This window comes from Spirillospora sp. NPDC029432 (genome assembly GCF_040703975.1).
Lineage (GTDB): Bacteria > Actinomycetota > Actinomycetes > Streptosporangiales > Streptosporangiaceae > Spirillospora.
On sequence record NZ_JBEZWH010000015.1, the window covers coordinates 1 to 16,655 of the forward strand.

Annotated in this window: 15 protein-coding genes; 8 read left to right on the forward strand and 7 right to left on the reverse strand. The window is 74.7% G+C overall.

What is annotated here, in order from left to right:
* Window positions 1-207 precede the first annotated feature (207 nt).
* A complete protein-coding gene (locus AB0881_RS14490; protein WP_366617204.1) occupies window positions 208-1,110 on the reverse strand; it encodes a polysaccharide pyruvyl transferase family protein in 903 nt (300 codons plus the stop codon).
* 80 nt (window positions 1,111-1,190) lie between these two features.
* Here AB0881_RS14490 and AB0881_RS14495 point away from each other — a divergent pair, with 80 nt between their 5' ends.
* On the forward strand, window positions 1,191-2,429 hold the full coding sequence (locus AB0881_RS14495; protein WP_366617206.1) for a cytochrome P450: 1,239 nt from the start codon (window positions 1,191-1,193) through the stop codon (window positions 2,427-2,429).
* An 83-nt stretch (window positions 2,430-2,512) separates the two neighbouring features.
* Entirely contained in the window at window positions 2,513-3,307 is a 795-nt protein-coding gene (locus AB0881_RS14500) for a DUF72 domain-containing protein (RefSeq protein ID WP_366617207.1), read from the forward strand.
* Here AB0881_RS14500 and AB0881_RS14505 read toward each other — a convergent pair.
* Window positions 3,304-5,415, reverse strand: a complete 2,112-nt coding sequence (locus AB0881_RS14505) for an acyl-CoA dehydrogenase (RefSeq protein WP_366617208.1) — start codon at window positions 5,413-5,415, stop codon at window positions 3,304-3,306. The genes AB0881_RS14500 and AB0881_RS14505 overlap by 4 nt on opposite strands.
* A 4-nt stretch (window positions 5,416-5,419) precedes the next feature.
* Window positions 5,420-7,012, reverse strand: a complete 1,593-nt coding sequence (locus AB0881_RS14510) for a class I adenylate-forming enzyme family protein (protein ID WP_366617210.1) — start codon at window positions 7,010-7,012, stop codon at window positions 5,420-5,422.
* 101 nt (window positions 7,013-7,113) lie between these two features.
* Here AB0881_RS14510 and AB0881_RS14515 point away from each other — a divergent pair, with 101 nt between their 5' ends.
* The 3 genes from AB0881_RS14515 to AB0881_RS14525 are packed head-to-tail and all read left to right on the forward strand — an operon-like array spanning window position 7,114 to window position 10,430.
* Window positions 7,114-8,352, forward strand: coding sequence for an amidohydrolase family protein (locus tag AB0881_RS14515; RefSeq protein ID WP_366617211.1), 1,239 nt, complete (start codon window positions 7,114-7,116; stop codon window positions 8,350-8,352).
* 15 nt (window positions 8,353-8,367) lie between these two features.
* Window positions 8,368-9,576 (forward strand): DegT/DnrJ/EryC1/StrS family aminotransferase, encoded by a 1,209-nt coding sequence (locus AB0881_RS14520; RefSeq protein ID WP_366617212.1) that lies wholly within the window; start codon window positions 8,368-8,370, stop codon window positions 9,574-9,576.
* 26 nt (window positions 9,577-9,602) lie between these two features.
* Window positions 9,603-10,430 carry an enoyl-CoA hydratase-related protein gene (locus AB0881_RS14525; protein ID WP_366617213.1) on the forward strand — a complete coding sequence of 276 codons (828 nt, stop codon included), beginning with the start codon at window positions 9,603-9,605 and terminating at the stop codon, window positions 10,428-10,430.
* A 32-nt stretch (window positions 10,431-10,462) separates the two neighbouring features.
* Here the strand turns inward: AB0881_RS14525 and AB0881_RS14530 are convergent, their stop codons facing one another.
* Together AB0881_RS14530 and AB0881_RS14535 are read right to left on the reverse strand one after the other, a co-directional pair.
* On the reverse strand, window positions 10,463-11,053 hold the full coding sequence (locus tag AB0881_RS14530) for a TetR/AcrR family transcriptional regulator (protein WP_366617215.1): 591 nt from the start codon (window positions 11,051-11,053) through the stop codon (window positions 10,463-10,465).
* Window positions 11,054-11,122: 69 nt separating this feature from the next.
* Complete coding sequence (locus tag AB0881_RS14535) at window positions 11,123-11,605, reverse strand: HIT family protein (protein WP_366617217.1); 483 nt, start codon at window positions 11,603-11,605, stop codon at window positions 11,123-11,125.
* 99 nt (window positions 11,606-11,704) lie between these two features.
* Between AB0881_RS14535 and AB0881_RS14540 the strand changes: the two genes are divergently transcribed.
* The 3 genes from AB0881_RS14540 to AB0881_RS14550 all read left to right on the forward strand — a co-directional run bounded on the left by AB0881_RS14540 (window position 11,705) and on the right by AB0881_RS14550 (window position 13,823).
* On the forward strand, window positions 11,705-12,694 hold the full coding sequence (locus AB0881_RS14540; protein WP_366617218.1) for a zinc-binding dehydrogenase: 990 nt from the start codon (window positions 11,705-11,707) through the stop codon (window positions 12,692-12,694).
* An 86-nt stretch (window positions 12,695-12,780) separates the two neighbouring features.
* Complete coding sequence (locus AB0881_RS14545; protein WP_366617220.1) at window positions 12,781-13,284, forward strand: flavin reductase family protein; 504 nt, start codon at window positions 12,781-12,783, stop codon at window positions 13,282-13,284.
* A 110-nt stretch (window positions 13,285-13,394) separates the two neighbouring features.
* Window positions 13,395-13,823, forward strand: coding sequence for a ChaB family protein (locus AB0881_RS14550; protein ID WP_366617221.1), 429 nt, complete (start codon window positions 13,395-13,397; stop codon window positions 13,821-13,823).
* Window positions 13,824-13,835: 12 nt separating this feature from the next.
* Here the strand turns inward: AB0881_RS14550 and AB0881_RS14555 are convergent, their stop codons facing one another.
* Together AB0881_RS14555 and AB0881_RS14560 are read right to left on the reverse strand one after the other, a co-directional pair.
* A complete protein-coding gene (locus AB0881_RS14555; protein WP_366617223.1) occupies window positions 13,836-15,191 on the reverse strand; it encodes an NADH-quinone oxidoreductase subunit N in 1,356 nt (451 codons plus the stop codon).
* Window positions 15,188-16,654, reverse strand: coding sequence for an NADH-quinone oxidoreductase subunit M (locus AB0881_RS14560; RefSeq protein WP_366617428.1), 1,467 nt, complete (start codon window positions 16,652-16,654; stop codon window positions 15,188-15,190). Before AB0881_RS14560 ends, AB0881_RS14555 begins: the two co-directional genes overlap by 4 nt.
* Between the last annotated feature and the right edge of the window lies 1 nt (window position 16,655).

Here is a 16,655-nt window from a genome sequence, read left to right on the forward strand (position 1 = left end):
GCCGACATCCCCGGCGACTACACCCGGATCGCCGTGGGCGCCGAGGTCGACGGCTGGCTGCGCTACGCCGACGCCTACGGCTCCGGCGGCCGCGGCGGCGACCCGTACCGTGGTGCGCAGACGGCTTCTTCTCATGAGCCCTCCCGGCTCCGACATCCGATCCACGTGCGTTACGTGGGGGTGGTACGGAGCCTGGAGGGGGAGAGTTCAACCTCCGGCGCGAACGGCCGCGACGAGATCGGCGAGCAGGGACGGCGGCGGCGCCCCGTCCCCGGCCGCGCGCCGGCCGCCCTCGGGCGACAGGCACCAGTCCCACCAGCGGCCGACCTCGGCGGGGTCCAGGTAGGGCGGCTCGTCGCGCTCGCCCGTGGTGATGACCGCGGGCCAGTCCCAGGCGCGCGCCTGCGCGGTGACCTTGGCGCCGCCGCCGACCGGGTCGACGGCAAGCGCGGGCACCCCGTTCCGGAGGGCGAGGACGAGGCCGTGCAGCCGGGTGGTGACGACGAGGTCCAGCCGCCGGATGACGGCCTCCAGTTCCCCGGGCGCGGCCGGGTGCCGCCAGTCGCGCGGGTCGACGCGGGTGTCGAGCGGCACCCGCGCGCAGCCGCGGGCGGCGAGCCCGCCGGTCAGCTCCTCCTCGATCCGGCCGTGCCGGCCGCGCCCGCCGTACTCGCCCTGCCCCGGCGCGAGCACGACGCCCACGACCGGCAGCTCGCCCGCCGGGACGCGGACTGCCGCCGACAGGTCGCGGCGCGGCTCGGCGCCGGGCGCGTCGCGGGGCAGCACCACGTCGAAGCCCGTCACGGCGGCCGAGTCCGGGTCGATCACCGAGACGCCGACCGCGATGCGGCGGCAGCGCGCGTACCGGCGGTGCAGGGACTCCACCTGGTCGCCGTGCGCGGGACCGCACGCGAAGACCAGATGGGTGTAGCGGCCGGGATCGGCGCGGTCGAGGGTGAGCCCGTCCGGGCGCAGCACCGGGCTCCACGCCACGTCGCACTCGGCCCCGGCCCCGGCCAGCGCGCCGCGCACGGCCTCCATCGCCAGGACGTCCCCCGCCGTGGCCTCCCCGTGCACGAAACTCGGCCACCCTGTGACGAGCACCCGCACCGCGACCTCCCCGCCGTGCGCCCGCCCACAGCGGCGGCCGGGCACGTTTGCCCGGCGGGCCTCGGGGCATGCGGCGCCACATGCTGCTACGAAACCGCCCGATCGTCGAGAGTTCGCCTGCCCTGCTGGCCAGGGGTTATGCGTGGCTGCCCGATCTCTGGCGGCGCACCGGCGAGCCGCTCGTCCGCGTCCGCCTGCTGGGACGGCACGCGGTGGCGCTGCGCGGCCCGGACGCGGTGCGGTTCTTCTACGACGAGGACCACATCCGCCGCGGCCCCGCCCTCCCCGAGCCCGTACTGAGCACGCTGTTCGGCCACGGCGCCGTGCACACCCTGGACGGCGACGCGCACCGCGCCCGCAAGCGGCTGTTCGTCGCGCTGCTGATGGACCCCGACGGGATCGACCGGCTCGTCGGGCACTTCCGCACGGCCTGGGACGAGGCGGCCGCCTCCTGGGGGAAGCGGCCCTCGGTCGTGCTGTTCGACGAGGCCGCCGAGGTGATCACCCGGGCGGTGTGCCGGTGGGCCGGCGTGCCGCTGGACGATGCCGGCGGCGGCCCGCTCGCCCGCGACCTGATCGCGATGGTGGACGGTTTCGCGACCGCGGGCCCGCGGCACTGGCGGGCCCGTGCGGCCCGGCGCCGCCGCGAGGACCGGCTGGCGGGCGTCGTCGAGGCCGTCCGCGACGGCGCGCCCGGCGTCTCGCCGGACTCGGCGCTCGCGGCGGTGGCGCGGCACCGGGACGCCGACGGCCGGACCCTCGATCCGCGGGTGGCGGCGGTGGAGGTGCTGAACGTCATCCGCCCGGCCGCGGCCGTCGCGTGGTTCGCCGCGTTCGCCGCGCACGCCCTGCACCTGTGGCCCGAGCACCGCGGCCCGCTCGCGGCGGGCGACGCGGCGTACGCGGAGGCGTTCGCGCAGGAGGTACGCCGCTTCTACCCGTTCGCCCCGTTCACCGGCGGCCAGGCCGTCCGGGACCTGACCTGGCGCGGCGAGCCGATCCCGGCCGGGGCGACGGTCCTCCTCGACCTGTACGGGCAGGACCACGACGGCTCGCTGTGGCCCCGCCCGTACGCGTTCGACCCCGGCCGCTTCCTCGGCCGCGAGATCGACCCCGACCTGCTGGTCCCGCAGGGCGGCGGCGACCCCCGTACCGGCCACCGCTGCCCCGGCGAGCTGATCACCGTCGCGCTCCTCAAGGAGTTCGCGACCGGCCTGGCCCGGCTGCGCTACGAGGTCCCCGACCAGGACCTGTCCATCTCCCTGCGCCGCATCCCGGCCCGTCCGCGCAGCGGCTTCGTGATGGCGGAGGTCGGCTGACACGGGACTGGGCTAACGTCGCGTTCATGCGGCTTCATGTTGGATGCGCCATGTGGCAGCACGCGCCGTGGCGAGGGCGTTACGTGCCCCATCCGCTTCCTCCCGAGGAGCGCCTGCGGGCGTACGCGACCTGGTGCAACGCGGTCGAGGGGAACACGACGTTCTACGCGACCCCGTCCAGGAGCACGGTGGAGACGTGGGCGGCGCAGCTTCCCGGCGACTTCCGCTTCCTGGCCAAGCTCCCCAAGCCGGTCACGCACGGCCACCGGCTGGCGGGCGGCGGCGAGGAGCTGCGGGCGTTCCTGGACGCCATCGAGCCGCTCGGGAAGCGGGCCGGGGTGCTGTGGGTGCAGCTTCCGGGGTCGTTCGGCCCGGCCGACGTCGGCACGCTGGCCGCCTTCCTGCGGCGGCTCCCGGACTCGTACCGGTACGCCGTCGAGGTCCGCCACCGCGCGTTCTTCGAGGACGAGCGGGAGGCGCGGGCGCTCGAACGGGTCCTGGACGCCGCCGCCGCGGAGTGGGTGCCGTTCGACACCGTCACGCTCTTCCAGAGCCCGCCGACGACCGACGCCGAGCGGGAGGCGTGGACGAAGAAGCCGCGCCTCCCCCGCCGCTCGCGCGCCCTCACCGGGCACCCGATCGTCCGCTACCTGGGCCGCGACGACACCGCCCGGACGGTCGAGGGCTGGAGCTTCTGGACGGCCACGGTCGCCGGGTGGCTGCGCGAGGGCCGCTCCCCGACCGTCTTCGTCCACACGCCCGACAACGCCGAGGCCCTCGACCTGGCCCGCCGCTTCCACGCCGAGGTGGGGGCGGAGCTCCCCGCCCTCGCCCCGCTGCCCGAGCCCGCCCCGGCCGAGCCTCCCACTCTCTTCTAGGCCGGTGCCGGGTCGCGGGGGAGGCCGAGGATGCGTTCGGCGATGACGTTGCGCTGGACCTCGCTGGTACCGCCGCCGATGGTGAGCTGGCGGCGCCTGAGGAAGCCCTGGACGGCCGCGGCGGCCGGGCCGGTGGCGGCGGCGCCGGCGGGGCCGTGGAGTTCGAGCGCGTACTCGAAGGCGTCCTGGACGTGCAGGCCGTATGCGAGCTTGCGGAGGCTCGCGCCGGGGCCCGGGTCGGCGCCGGCGAGCCGCCGCAGGGTCGTCCGGAAGCCGAGCAGGACGTTGGCCTGGCCCTCGCAGAGCAGGACGCCGGCGCGCAGCCGGACGAGGGGGTCGGCGGCGCGCTCCGGGGTGAGCAGCTCCATGACGGCCTCGGCGCCGTAGCCGATCGAGGAGCCGGCGCCCATGGCGACGCGCTCGGCCGTCAGGGTCGTGCGGGCCAGCCGCCAGCCGGCGTCGACCTCCCCGACCACGCAGTCGTCGGGGACGTGCACATCGGTGAGGAACACCTCGGTGAAGTGGCCGTCGTCGCCGGTGATGTCGCGCAGCGGGCGCGCCTCGACGCCCGGGTCGCGCATGTCGACGAGGAAGAACGTGATGCCGCGGTGCCGGGACCCGTCCGGGCCGGTGCGGGCGAGGCAGATGCCCCAGTCGGCGGTGGTGGCGAAGGAGTTCCAGACCTTCTGGCCGGTGAGCCGCCAGCCGCCGTCCGCCCGGGTGGCGCGGGTGGTGAGGCCGGCCAGGTCGGAGCCCGCGCCGGGCTCGGAGAACAGCTGGCACCAGCGCAGCTCGCCGTACATGGTCGGCAGGACGAACCGGTCGCGCTGCGCGTCCGTCCCGTGCTCGATGATCGTGGCCAGCGCCCAGTCGCCGACGACCAGGTCGGGCCGCTCGATCCCGGCGGCGCGGAACTCCTCGTCGATGACCAGCTGCTCGGCGGGGCCGGCGGCGCGGCCGTACGGGCGGGGCCAGTGCGGCATCAGCAGGCCGGCGTCCACGATGCTCCGGCGGTCGCTCAGCCCCGCCAGCTCGGCGCGGATCCCGGCGCGGGCCTCCTCGGGGAGGTCGATGTCCAGGCTGCGGCGGGTGCCGGCGACGGCGACGGCGGTGACGCGCGGCGCCCACCGGTCGCGGCCGCCGACCAGCTGGCGGAGGGCGGCGGCCCTCTTGAGGTAGAAGTGCGCGTCGTGCTCCCACGTGTAGCCGATGCCGCCGTGCAGCTGGATGCAGGTCTTCGCGCAGTCCACGGCCGCCTCCAGGGCGACCGAGGCGGCGACGGCGGCGGCCATGGACGCCTGCTCGCCCTGGCCGATCGCGCGGGCGGCGTCCCAGGCGACGGCGCGGGCCTGCTCGGCCTGGACGAGCATGTCGGCGCACGCGTGCTTGACCGCCTGGAACGCGCCGATCGGGCGGCCGAACTGCTCGCGCACCTTGGCGTACGCGGTCGCGGCGTCCAGGCACCAGCCGGCGAGCCCGGCGGCCTCGGCGGCGAAGAGCGCGGCGGCGAGTTCGCGGACGGTCTCCGTGCCGATTCCGCGCAGCGCGGCCCCCGGGGCGGCGCCGTCCAGCCGGACCGCGCCGATGGGGCGGGTCGGGTCGAGGCCGGGTACGGGGGTGATCGTCGCGTCGGCGGCGGCCAGCACGTGCCAGCCGTCCGGGGAGCCGACGACGAGCAGGTCGGCGGCGGGGGCGCCCAGGACGGCGGGGGCCGTGCCGTGCAGCGTCCCGTTCCTGATCTCGAACGGGTCGAGCGCGACGGCGGCGGTGGTGCCGCCGGACGCGAGGCCGGAGAGCGCCGGGTGCCCGCCGGCCCGCGAGATCACCAGGCTCGCGAGCGCGGACGGCAGGAACGGGGACGGGTCGAGGGCGTACCCGAGCTCCTCCAGGGCCACCGCCAGCTCGACGGGCGTCGCGCCCGCCCCGCCCGCCTCCTCGGGGAGGTGGAGACCGGGCAGCCCGAGTTCGGTGATGCCGCGCCAGATGTCCGGGTGGGACCGGGGCGCGTCGGCGGCCTCGCGGGCGGCGGCGCGCAGGTCACGCTTGCGCGCCCAGCCGCGCACGGCGTCGCGCAGCCCGATCTGGTCTTCGGTGACGGCGATCGACATTCCTCTACTCCCCTGCGGTCACGTCGGCGCGGACGACCTTGCCGCTGGCGGTGCGCGGCAGCGGGTCGGTGCGGATGATCCATCGGCTGGGCACCTTGAAGCGGGCGAGGCGGCCGGCGACGTGGGCCGCGAGCTCGCCGGCGTCCACCGGTGATCCGGCGCGCGGCACGACGACGGCGGCGACCTCCTGGCCGAGCTCCTCGTGCGGGACGCCAACGACGACGCATTCGGCGACGCCGGGATGGGCCTCCAGGCAGTTCTCGATCTCGGCGGGGTAGACGTTCTCGCCGCCGCGCAGGATGAGGTCGGTGCGCCGGCTGGCCAGGTAGAGCAGGCCGTCGCGGAACGTGCCGAGGTCGCCCATGCGCAGCCAGCCGTCGCCGTCGAGGGCGCCGGCCGTCGCCTCGTCGTCGTGCCAGTAGCCGAGCATGACCAGCGGGCTCCGCACGTGGATCTCGCCCTCCTCGCCCTCGGGCAGCGGCTTCCCGTCGGGGTCGCGGATCTCGACCTCGACGGTCGGCACCGGCCGGCCGACGGTGGTGGGGTGGTCGGCCAGGTCGCCGGGCGCGGTCGCGATCGTGGCCCAGGCGGTGCACTCGGTCGACCCGTACCCGACGCCGATCACCAGGCCGGCGCCGAAGACGGCGCGCATCCGCTCCTGGAGGGCGGGCGACCAGGCCGAGCCGCCGCCGTTGATCCGCGTGATCGAGGACAGGTCGTACCGCCCGGCGTCCGGGTGGTGGACGACCCGCCAGACGACGGTCGGGACGGCCGACCAGGCGGTGCAGCGCTCGCGCTCGATCGTGCGCATGACGGAGACGGCGTCGAAGCGCCCCTCGTACCCGACGAACACCGCGCCGCTCGCGAGCCGCGCGAGGGCGCCGCCGTGCAGCCCGGAGACGTGGAAGAACGGGCTGGAGGAGAAGATCCGGGCCGGCGGCCCGCCTGGCGGGCTCCCCGCGGCCAGCGACGCCTGCACCTGGAGCTGGGCGAGGATGTTGCGGTGCGTGTGCACGGCGCCCTTGGGGCGGCCGCTGGTTCCGCTGGTGTAGAGGACGACGGCCGGATCGTCCTCGCGCACCGGGCCGAGCGGGACGGCCGGGCCCGGCTCCACCCGGTCGAGCAGGGTCTCGATCGGCAGTACGGGGCAGGCCGGGGCGGTGCGGAGCCGGTCCAGGCGCTCGCGGTCGGCCACCAGCAGCACGGGATCGGCGTCGCCGAGCGCGTACTCGATCTCCTCCCCCGCCCACCAGGCGTTGAGGGCGACGACCACGCCGCCGAGGCCGACGGCGGCCCAGAACGCCACGATCCACTCGGGCGCGTTGGCGGCCAGGATCGCCACCCGGGATCCCGGGCCGACGCCGTACCGGTCGCGCAGCAGCCGGGCGGTGGCGGTCACCGCCGCGTGATGCTCGGCGTAGGTGAGCCTGCGGCGCGGGAAGACCAGGTACTCGCGGTCGCCGTACCGCGCCGACGCCTCCACCAGTTCGCCCAGGTGGCGCCGCCGGTGCCGGAAGACCGCCAGCCGGCGGCCGAGCACCTCCTCCTCGGTGATCTCGTACGGCCGTTCAACCCCGTCCGGTACCGCGATCGTCAACCCGCTGCCCCTTCCCGTCCGCTTGCGCGCGCCACGTCCAGCATAGTAGGACTGAATTCTAGTTCTAGTTTTTGCACGGGTCCAGACCTGGAGGCAGGACGATGCCGGACCGCTACACCGTGATCTCGGTGGACACCCACGCGGGCGGGAGCCACGCCGCGTACCGCGAATACCTCGATCCCCAGTACCGCGAGCGCTTCGACGAGTGGCGCGGCGCCCACACGAACCCCTGGCACGACCTCAAGGAGGAGAACCCGCGCAAGCTCCGCAACTGGGACAACGAGCTGCGCGACTCCGAGCAGGAGGCCGACGGGGTCGTCGGCGAGGTGCTGTTCCCCAACACGATCCCGCCGTTCTTCCCGAGCTTCGTGTTCTTCGCCGGGCCGCCCACGGCGGAGGACTACGAGCTGCGCCGGGCCGGCATCCGGGCGCACAACCGCTGGCTGGCCGACTTCTGCGCCGAGCGCCCGGGACGCCGCGCCGGCATCGGCCAGATGTTCATGAACGACGTCGACGACGCCATCGAGGACGTGCGGTGGATCGCGGAGAACGGGCTGCGCGGCGGCGTGCTGCTCCCGCCGTTCCCGCCGGACGCGCACTGGGTGAAGCCGCTCAACCACCCCGACTACGACCGGCTCTGGGAGGTCTGCCAGGACCTCCAGGTCCCGGTCCACAACCACGGCGGCACCGGCGGCCCGCGGTACGCGAAGCTGCCGTCGTCCGGCGTGATCCAGCTGGCCGAGGGGCCGACGTACGCCCGCAGGCCGCTGCTGTTCCTGCTGCTGTCGGGCGTGTTCGAGCGCTTCCCCGGGCTCCGGTTCGTGATGACCGAGCAGGGGTGCTCGTGGGTGCCGGACGTGCTGGCGCAGCTGGACTCGCTGGTCACCCGGATGCGGGCGAACGGCCGCATCGGCGAGCTGTCGTTCGGCCCCGACCAGGTCCTGCCGCGCACCGCCACCGAGTACTTCCGGCAGAACGTCTGGCTCGGCGTCAGCTTCCCCGACGCCGCCGACACCGCCGCGATGCACGGGATCGGGCTCGACCGCGTCATGTGGGGCAGCGACTACCCGCACAACGAGGGCACGTACCCGTTCACCCGCGAGCACCTGCGGCTGGCGTTCGCCGGCTGGAGCGAGGCCGACCTGCGCAAGGTGCTCGGGGAGAACCCCGCCCGGCTGTTCGGCTTCGACCTGGCCGAGCTGGACGCGCTCGCGGCCCGGGTCGGGCCCCGCGTCGACGAGGTCGCCGTCCCCCTGTCCCCCGCCGACCTGCCCGCGGGCGCCGACGACGCGCTCGCCAAGGTCGCCGACAGCGTCGCGCACGCCGCGGCCCGCGGCTGAACGGAGAGGAAGCGCATGCAGAAGCGGATCCCGTACGCGCGCAGCGTGCACGACGAGTCCGAGATCAACGCCGTCCTGGAGGTGCTGAACGGCGACCACCAGGCGCTGCGCATCGGCAGGAACGTGGCCGAGATGGAGCGCCGGATCGCCGGACTGTCGGGCAAGCGGCTCGGGCTGATGTGCAACTCCGGGTCCTCGGCGCTCTACCTCGCGGTCGAGCTGCTCGGCCTGCCGGCGGGCTCGGAGGTCATCACCTCGCCGCTGACGTTCTCCACCGACGTCGCGCCGCTGGTCCGGGCCGGGCTGGTCCCGGTCTTCGTGGACGTCGAGCCCGGCACGTACAACGTCGACGTCACCAAGATCGAGGAGATGGTCACCGACCGCACCCGGGCGCTGCTGTTCCCGAACCTGGCCGGGAACGCGCCCGACTGGGACGCGATCCGCGCGATCGCCGACCGGCACGGCCTCAAGGTCATCGAGGACAACTGCGACGCGCTGGGCGCCACCCTGCGCGGCACCCCGACCGGCGCCCGCGCCGACATCAGCGTGACCAGCTTCGCGATGGCGCACATCATCACCTGCGCCGGCAACGGCGGCATGGTGTGCCTCGACGACGAGCTGATGCGCGACAAGGGCCTCATGCTGCGCCGCTGGGGCCGCCGCTCCGAGCCCCACCTGTACGGGACGGGCGGCACGGGCCGCGTGTTCCGCGAGGACCTGGACGGCGTCGCCTACGACAACGACTTCATCTTCGACGTGCTGCCGTGGAACTTCGAGCCGTCGGAGCTGGGCGCGGCGTTCGGGCTCAAGCAGCTCGACAAGCTCGACCGCAACTACCGGCGCCGCGCGGAGATCTTCGAGGCGTACTCGGCGGCGTTCGGCGCGTACCCGGACCTGTTCGAGCTGCCGCGCCCGCTCGACGGCCTGCACACGGCATGGCTCTGCTACCCGGTGCTCGTGAAGAAGGACGCCGGTTTCGCGCGGAGCGACCTGCAGGAATCGCTGGAGGCCGCCGGGATCGACACCCGCACGGTGTGGAGCGGCAACGTCACCCGGCACCCGATGATGGCGAACGTGACGTACCGGCAGCCCGCCGGCGGGCTGCCCGTCGCCGACGAGGTCTTCGAACGCGGCATGTCCCTCGGGATGAGCCACGGCCTGGCCGACGACGAGGTACGGCGCATCGAGGACGCGATCCACGCCTTCGCCCGTTCCCGCTCCTGACGACCCTCACGAGGATTGGCCCGCAGATGGAATACGAGCACGTACTGACCGACGATCCCGCCCCGCACGTCCGGCGGGTGACGCTGAACCGCCCGGAGAAGCGCAACGCCATGCACGCCCCGCTGCGCGCCGACATCCTGGCCGCCCTCCGCGAGGCCGACGCCGACCCGGACGTGCGGGTCACGATCGTGCGCGGCGCCGGGAAGTGCTTCTCCGCCGGGTACGACCTCACGCCCGGCATCTCCGCCGAGCACAAGGGCCGCAACGGGCAGGGGCCCGGGGCGTTCCAGCGCGACGTCGTCGACGGGTGGACGGGCATCTGGGACCTGGCCAAGCCGGTCGTCGCCCAGGTGCACGGCCACTGCCTGGCCGGCGGCAGCGAGCTGGCCACCGGCTGCGACCTGGTGTACGTCGCCGAGGACGCCCTCATCGGGTACCCGGCGGTCCGCTTCGGCGTCCCGGACATGCAGTACCACGCCTGGCTGCTCGGCATGCGCAAGGCGATGGAGCTGGTGCTCACCGGCGACAGCATGACCGGGCTGGAGGCCGTGGAGAGCGGCTTCGCCAATCGCGCGTTCCCCGCCGCGAGCCTGGACGAGGACGTGCTGGCGATGGCGGAGCGGGTGGCGCAGATCCCGCCGGACGTCCTGCAGCTCAACAAGCGCACGGTGCACCGGGCGATGGAGCACATGGGGCTGCGGGGGGCGCTGCGCGCGGGCACCGAGGCGTGCGCGCTGGCCACGCACACCGAGGGCTTCCGCGCGTTCATGGCGGCCGCCGGAGAGGGCGGGCTGACCAGGGCGCTCAGCGCGCGCGACGGCGCGTTCGGCGACGGCCGCACGGCCACCGGCTGACGGAAGGGGCCGCGCCCGCCGGGGCGCGGCCCTCAGCCCTCCACCGGCAGCGGCGAGAAGACGAGGTCGACGGCCCGGTCGACGAGCCGGTAGACGTCGCCGATCGGCTTCCAGCCGAGGATGAACGCCATCAGCTCGCGCGCCATCACCGCCGTCAGCACCGCGCTGATGTCGGCGGCCAGGTCGGCCCCCAGCCCGGCCAGCTCGGCCCGGTAGGCGCCCATGTTGCGGTCGTTGAACTCGGCGAACAGCCGCGCCGCGTTGGCGTCGGACGTGCTCTGCATGACCGATTCGAGGGCGTGGAAGTTGGGGTACTTCTCGAACGCGCGGATCGTCAGGTGCAGCCGCCGCCGGATCCGCTCCTGCGGCGGCCGCTCGCCGTCCTCGGGGCGGCCGGCCTCGCGGAACGGCTCGGCCCAGTCGACCATGACCGCCGCGTACAGGTGCTCCTTAGAGGAGAAGTAGCGGTAGAGCGTCCCGAGCGCGACGCCCGCCCGCTCGGCGACCTCGCGGATCTGGATCCGCTCGTACTCCTGCCCCTCCAGCATCGCCGAGGCGGCCTCGACGATGCGCCGCCTGCGGGCCTGCTGGTACGCGGGCAGCTCAGACCGCTCCGAGCCCATGCCGTGCCCTCCCCCGCCGGAAACTGAAACCGGGATCCAGTTTAGCGCCGAACGGCGAGATCGGCGCGGTCAGCGGCCGGGGGCGAGCCGGTCGGCGATCAGCGTGGCCAGGCGGTCCCGTTCGGCGGCGGCCACCTCGTCCGCCGCTTCCGCTCCGAGCAGGCCGAAGACCCGCGGGCCGCGCAGTTCCGGCGGCAGGCCGGCCATGCGGGGGACGATGTGGAAGTGCACGTGGGCGAAGCCCTCGGCCTCGGCGAACTGCGCGACGTAGGTCTTGGCGCAGCCGGTGGCGTCCCGCAGGGCCCGGGACAGCCGCACCTGCCAGGGGCCGAGGGCGGCGGCCTCGGCGTCGGTCAGGTCGGCGACGGCCGTCACGTGCCGCCGGGGCACCAGGACCAGCCAGCCGGGCAGCGACGTGCCAAACGCGTGCGCCACCCGCCAGTGCCCGTCGGCCGCGACGCGCTCGCGCGGGGGCAGCGACTCGATCCGGGCGTTGTGCTCGCAGGTGAGGCATCCCCGGCTCATGGGGGTCGTGGGAGGCATGGGAGTCATGGCGCGACTGTAGGGGCCGTCCGCGCGCGGCGGCGGCGGGAGGGCCATGTCTAGACTTCGTTCTCACCAGCTTGACGATCTTGCGCTCCGAGGTGATGCATGAAAGCGGTTCGGTGCCACCGGTACGGCTCCCCCGGCGAGCTCGCCGACGTCCTCGCGGTGGAGGAGCTGCCCGATCCGGTGCCCGGTGAGGGGCAGGTCGTCGTGGCCGTCGCGGCGGCGGCGGTCAACTTCACCGATGTGCTGTTCGTCGGCGACGGGTACCAGGTGAGCATGCCGCTGCCGTTCACGCCCGGCAGCGAGGTCGCCGGGGTCGTGGCCGAGGTCGGGCCGGGCGTGGCCGGGGTCGGCGCGGGCGACCCGGTCGTCGCGTCGACGTTCGCGGGCGGGTTCGCGGAGAAGGTGCTGGTCCCGGCCGCGGCCGTGCGGCGGCTGCCGGCGGGCGCGGACCTGGCGGTCGCGGCGGCGAGCGGGGTGGCGTCCGCCACCGCGTACTCGGCGCTGCGCACGACCGCCGAGGTGCGGCCGGGCGAGTGGGTCGTGATCACCGGTGCGGCCGGCGGGGTGGGCTCGGCGGCCGTGACGCTGGCGCGGGAGTTCGGGGCCCGCTCGCTGGCGGTCGTCTCCGGCCCGGAGAAGGCCTCGTTCTGCGAGGGCCTGGGGGCCGACGCCGTGCTCGACCTGTCCGGCGCCCCGGACGTCAAGTCCCGGGTGCGCGAGATCACCGGCGGCGGCGCGGACGTCGTCCTGGACGTCGTCGGCGGCGATCTCGCCGAGACGCTGCTGCGGGCGACGCGGCGGCGGGGGCGGTTCGTGACGCTGGGGTACGCGTCCGGCACCATCCCGAGGATCCCGCTGAACCTGGTGCTGCTCAAGGACGTGCGGGTGCTCGGCTTCGACCTGCGCGGTTTCACCGAGCTCGAGCCCGAACTGGCCGCCCGCGACGCCGCCGGGCTGGCCGCCCTCCAGGAGCGCGGGATCGGGGCGACCGTGACGGCGCGCTACCCGCTGGAGCGGGCCGCCGAGGCGCTGGCGGCGATCGCGGACCGCACGGTCACGGGCAAGGTCGTGGTCACGCCCGGCGGCTGATCGTTCCGGGCCGGGATCCGTCCTGGCCCGGCGGGACATATTTCCTATAATGTAGGTAGGAAATTCCTGGAAAGTGAGGTGCCCCCATGACCGAGACCGCGCCGGACCTGGCGCTCGACCCCGCGCGCTTCCGCCGGGCGCTCGCCCTGCACGCCGCCGGGGTCGTCGTCGTCACCGCGGCCGCAGGCGGGGAACCGGCGGGGCTCACCGCGACGTCGTTCTCGTCCGTCAGCCTCGACCCGCCCCTGGTCTCGTTCTACGTGGACCGCTCCTCCACCACCTGGCCCGCGCTGCGCGAGGCCGGCCGGTTCGCCGTCAACATCCTGGCGGGCGACCAGTCCGCGCTCGCCGCCCGGTTCGCCCGGCGGGGCGCCGACCGCTTCGCCCCGCCCACCCGCTGGTATCCGGACGACCACGGCACCCCGCTCCTGGACGGCGTGTGCGCGCACCTCCTCTGCGTCCCGTACGACACCATCGCCATCGGCGACCACATCCTCGCCGTCGGCCGGGTGACCGGCGCCGACGTGCGCGACGACCGGCCCCTCCTCTACCACCGCGGCCGCTTCGGCCGCTTCCACCCCGAGCGGTAGCCGGCGTGTTTCGAGCGGCCCGTGGCGTGCACAACCCCTAGTGGAAGGCACTGTGGCCACACGGAGCCACACCTGAGCCACACAGGAGCCAAACCAGGAGGTGCTGGCAGATGCCCAAGAGCGACCGCAAGGGGCAGGCCAAGAAGGCGGAACTGCCCGACACGCTGAAGCGCTCCGACGCCAAGGCGCAGCGCACCTTCGCCAAGGCGCACGACTCGGCGGCCGAGGAGTACGGGGAGGGCCGGCGCGCGCACCAGGTCGCGTACGCCGCGCTCAAGCACACGCACGAGAAGGTCGGCGACCACTGGGAGCCGAAGGCCGGGGGCGGCAAGGGCCCCTCGGACGCGCAGGCGAAGGGCGGCCGGAACACGTCCCGGAAGACCGCGGGCGGCGTGGACGCCAACGCCTCGAAGCAGCACCTGTACGGCGTCGCCAAGCGGCTGGACATCTCCGGCCGCTCCACCATGAGCAAGAGCGAGCTCGTCAAGGCGATCGAGAAGGCCAACAAGCGGGAGACCGCGCGTTCCCGGTCCCGCTGACGGGCCGCGGGCTCAGCCGAGCAGGAGGCCGCCGGCCGCGCCCATGGCGACCGAGGCGAGGGCGGCCGCGCAGGCGATCGCCGCGGCCCCCGTGCGGACGGGGGCCGGCGGCCCCTCCCCGCGGCCGAACACGGGGACGATCCAGCGCAGGTAGTAGTAGACGCTGGCGACCGAGTTGAGGGCTGCGGCCACCGCCAGCCAGGCGTACGCGCCGTCCACCGCGGCGCCGAACATCAGCAGCTTCCCGACGAAGACGGCGGTCGGCGGCGTGCCGACGAGGCCGAGCAGGCAGACCGCGAGCGCGAGCGCGAGCGCGGGTGAGCGGCGGGCCAGGCCGGCGTAGGCGGGCAGGTCGTCCTCGCCCGCGGCGACGACCACCGCGAACGCGCCCAGGTTGGTGACCGCGTAGGCGCCCAGGTAGAACAGCAGCGCCGGCTCGGCCAGGTCCGTGCGGCCCGCCATCGCGACCGGGATTAGCAGGTAGCCGGCCTGGCTCACGGTCGAGTACGCCAGCAGCCGGCGGACGTTCCGCTGGCCGAAGGCGGCGAGGTTGCCCAGCGTCATGGTCGCGACCGCGATCAGGGCGAGCAGGAGCGTCCGGTCCGGGATCTCCAGCTCGGTGCCCAGCCGGTAGAGGGCGGCGAACGCGCCGATCTTGGGCACGGTGGTGACGAACGCCGCCACCACCGGCGGCGCGCCCTCGCTCACGTCGGGGACCCAGAAGTGGCCCGGTACGGCGCCCGCCTTGAAGAGCAGGCCGGCGAGCACCAGGGCGGCGGCGACCGTGACGGCGGGGGTGTCCGGAAGGGCGATCGCCTCGTACGCGGTGGCGCGTCCCAGGCCGTACAGGAGGGTCACGCCGGTCAGCATGAAGATCCCGAAGAAGGCGCCCAGCAGGTAGTACTTCAGCGCCGCCTCGGTGCCCGGGGCGTCCTTGCCGAAGCCCGCCAGGGCGTACGCGGGGATGCTCGCCAGCAGGTACGCCGCCACCAGCACGAGCAGGTCGGACGAGGCCCCCAGCAGGATGGTGCCGAGGGCGGCGAGCACGGTCAGCACGGAGAACTCGGTCTCGCGCGGGTGCCCGCGTACCGGCCCGGCCGCCAGCCCCAGGACGGCCAGCGTTCCCGCCAGGACGGTGATCCGCGTGACGTGCGTGACCGGGTCCAGGAGGAACGCGTCGAACGTCATCGCGTCCGGGCGGAACGCCGCGAGCACCGCGAACACCAGCCCGGCGGCCAGGGCGGCGCAGCAGCCGAGGACGGCGATCCACTGCCGCGTCCGGGGCAGGAAGAGTCCCGCGACCAGGCCGAGGACGGCACCGAGCAGCGCGCACAGCTCGGGCAGCAGGTCGGCCGGGTTCTCGCTCATCGGCCCACCAGGGCGAGCACGGCGGCGGAGGCCGGCTCGACGAGGTCGAGCAGGAAGCGCGGCGCCAGCCCGATGACCAGGGACAGCGCCAGCAGCGGGACGATCGCGGCCCGTTCGGGCCCGCGCAGTTCGGTGACCTCCGGCTCGCCGGGCCGGCCGAGCAGGACGCGGTGCAGGACGGCCAGGAACAGCGCGGCGGTGATCAGGATGCCGAGCACCGCGAGCGCGCCCGCGACCGGCGCGCCGCCGCCGATCACGCCGGCGAAGATCTGGAACTCGGCGATGAAGCCGGACAGCCCCGGGATGCCGAGCGAGCCGAACGCCGCGACCGCGGTCAGCGCCGCGAACACCGGCGCCGTGCCGGCGATCCCGCCGAGGCGGCCCATGTCGTAGGTGCGGGCGCGGTCGTACAGCACCCCGGCCAGCAGGAACAGCGCGCCGGTGAGCAGGCCGTGGCTGACCATCTGGGTGACCGCGCCGGTGACGGCGAGCCGCCGGGCGGCGGCGTCGCCGGCCAGGCCCGCGGCGCCGGCGGCCAGCACCACGTACCCCATGTGGTTGACCGACGTGTAGGCGATCAGCCGTTTCAGGTTCCGCTGCGCGAGCGCGACCAGCGCCCCGTACAGCACGCCCACGAGGCCGATCAGGATGATCACCCAGGCGTACCGGCGCCAGGCGTCGGGCAGCACCGGCATCGCGATCCGGAGCAGGCCGTACCCGCCCATCTTCAGCAGGACGCCCGCCAGGATCGCCGACCCGGCGGCGGGCGCGTCCGTGTGGGCCGGGGGCAGCCAGGTGTGGAACGGGAACGCGGGCGTCTTGATCGCGAACCCGAGCCCGATCGCCAGCAGCGCGAGGCCCGCCGCCGCGCCCTCCAGCGGCGGCGTGCGGGTCAGGTCGGCGAGGTCGAAGGTGTGCGGTTCGGCGCCCAGGTAGAGGCCGATGAAGCCGAGCAGCAGCACCAGCGACCCGAGGAAGGTGTAGAGGAAGAACTTCAGCGCCGACCGGAGGTGGTCGCCGTGCCCCCAGCCCGCGATCACGAAGTACATGCCGACGATCGACAGGTCGAAGAACACGAAGAACAGCAGCAGGTCCAGCGCGGCGAACACGCCGAGGCAGACGGTCTGCAGGGACAGGAAGAGCGCCGCGAACGCCCGCACCCGATGGGTCCGCCGCAGCGAGTAGACCGCGCAGCACAGGAAGAGCACGCAGGTCAGCGCCAGCAGCGGCAGCGAGAGCCCGTCGGCGCCGACGTGGTAGCCGGCCCCGACCGACGGGATCCAGCGCAGGCGGGTCTCGTACGCCATGCCGCCCTCGTACCGGGCCCAGAGCGCGATCACCAGCGCCAGGTCGGCGGCCGCGGCGGCGATCCAGATCCCGATCACGGTACGGTCCGCGGGCCGCGGCAGGGCGAGCAGGACGAGCGCCGCCGCGAGCGGCCAGAAGATCAGCAGCGAGAGCATG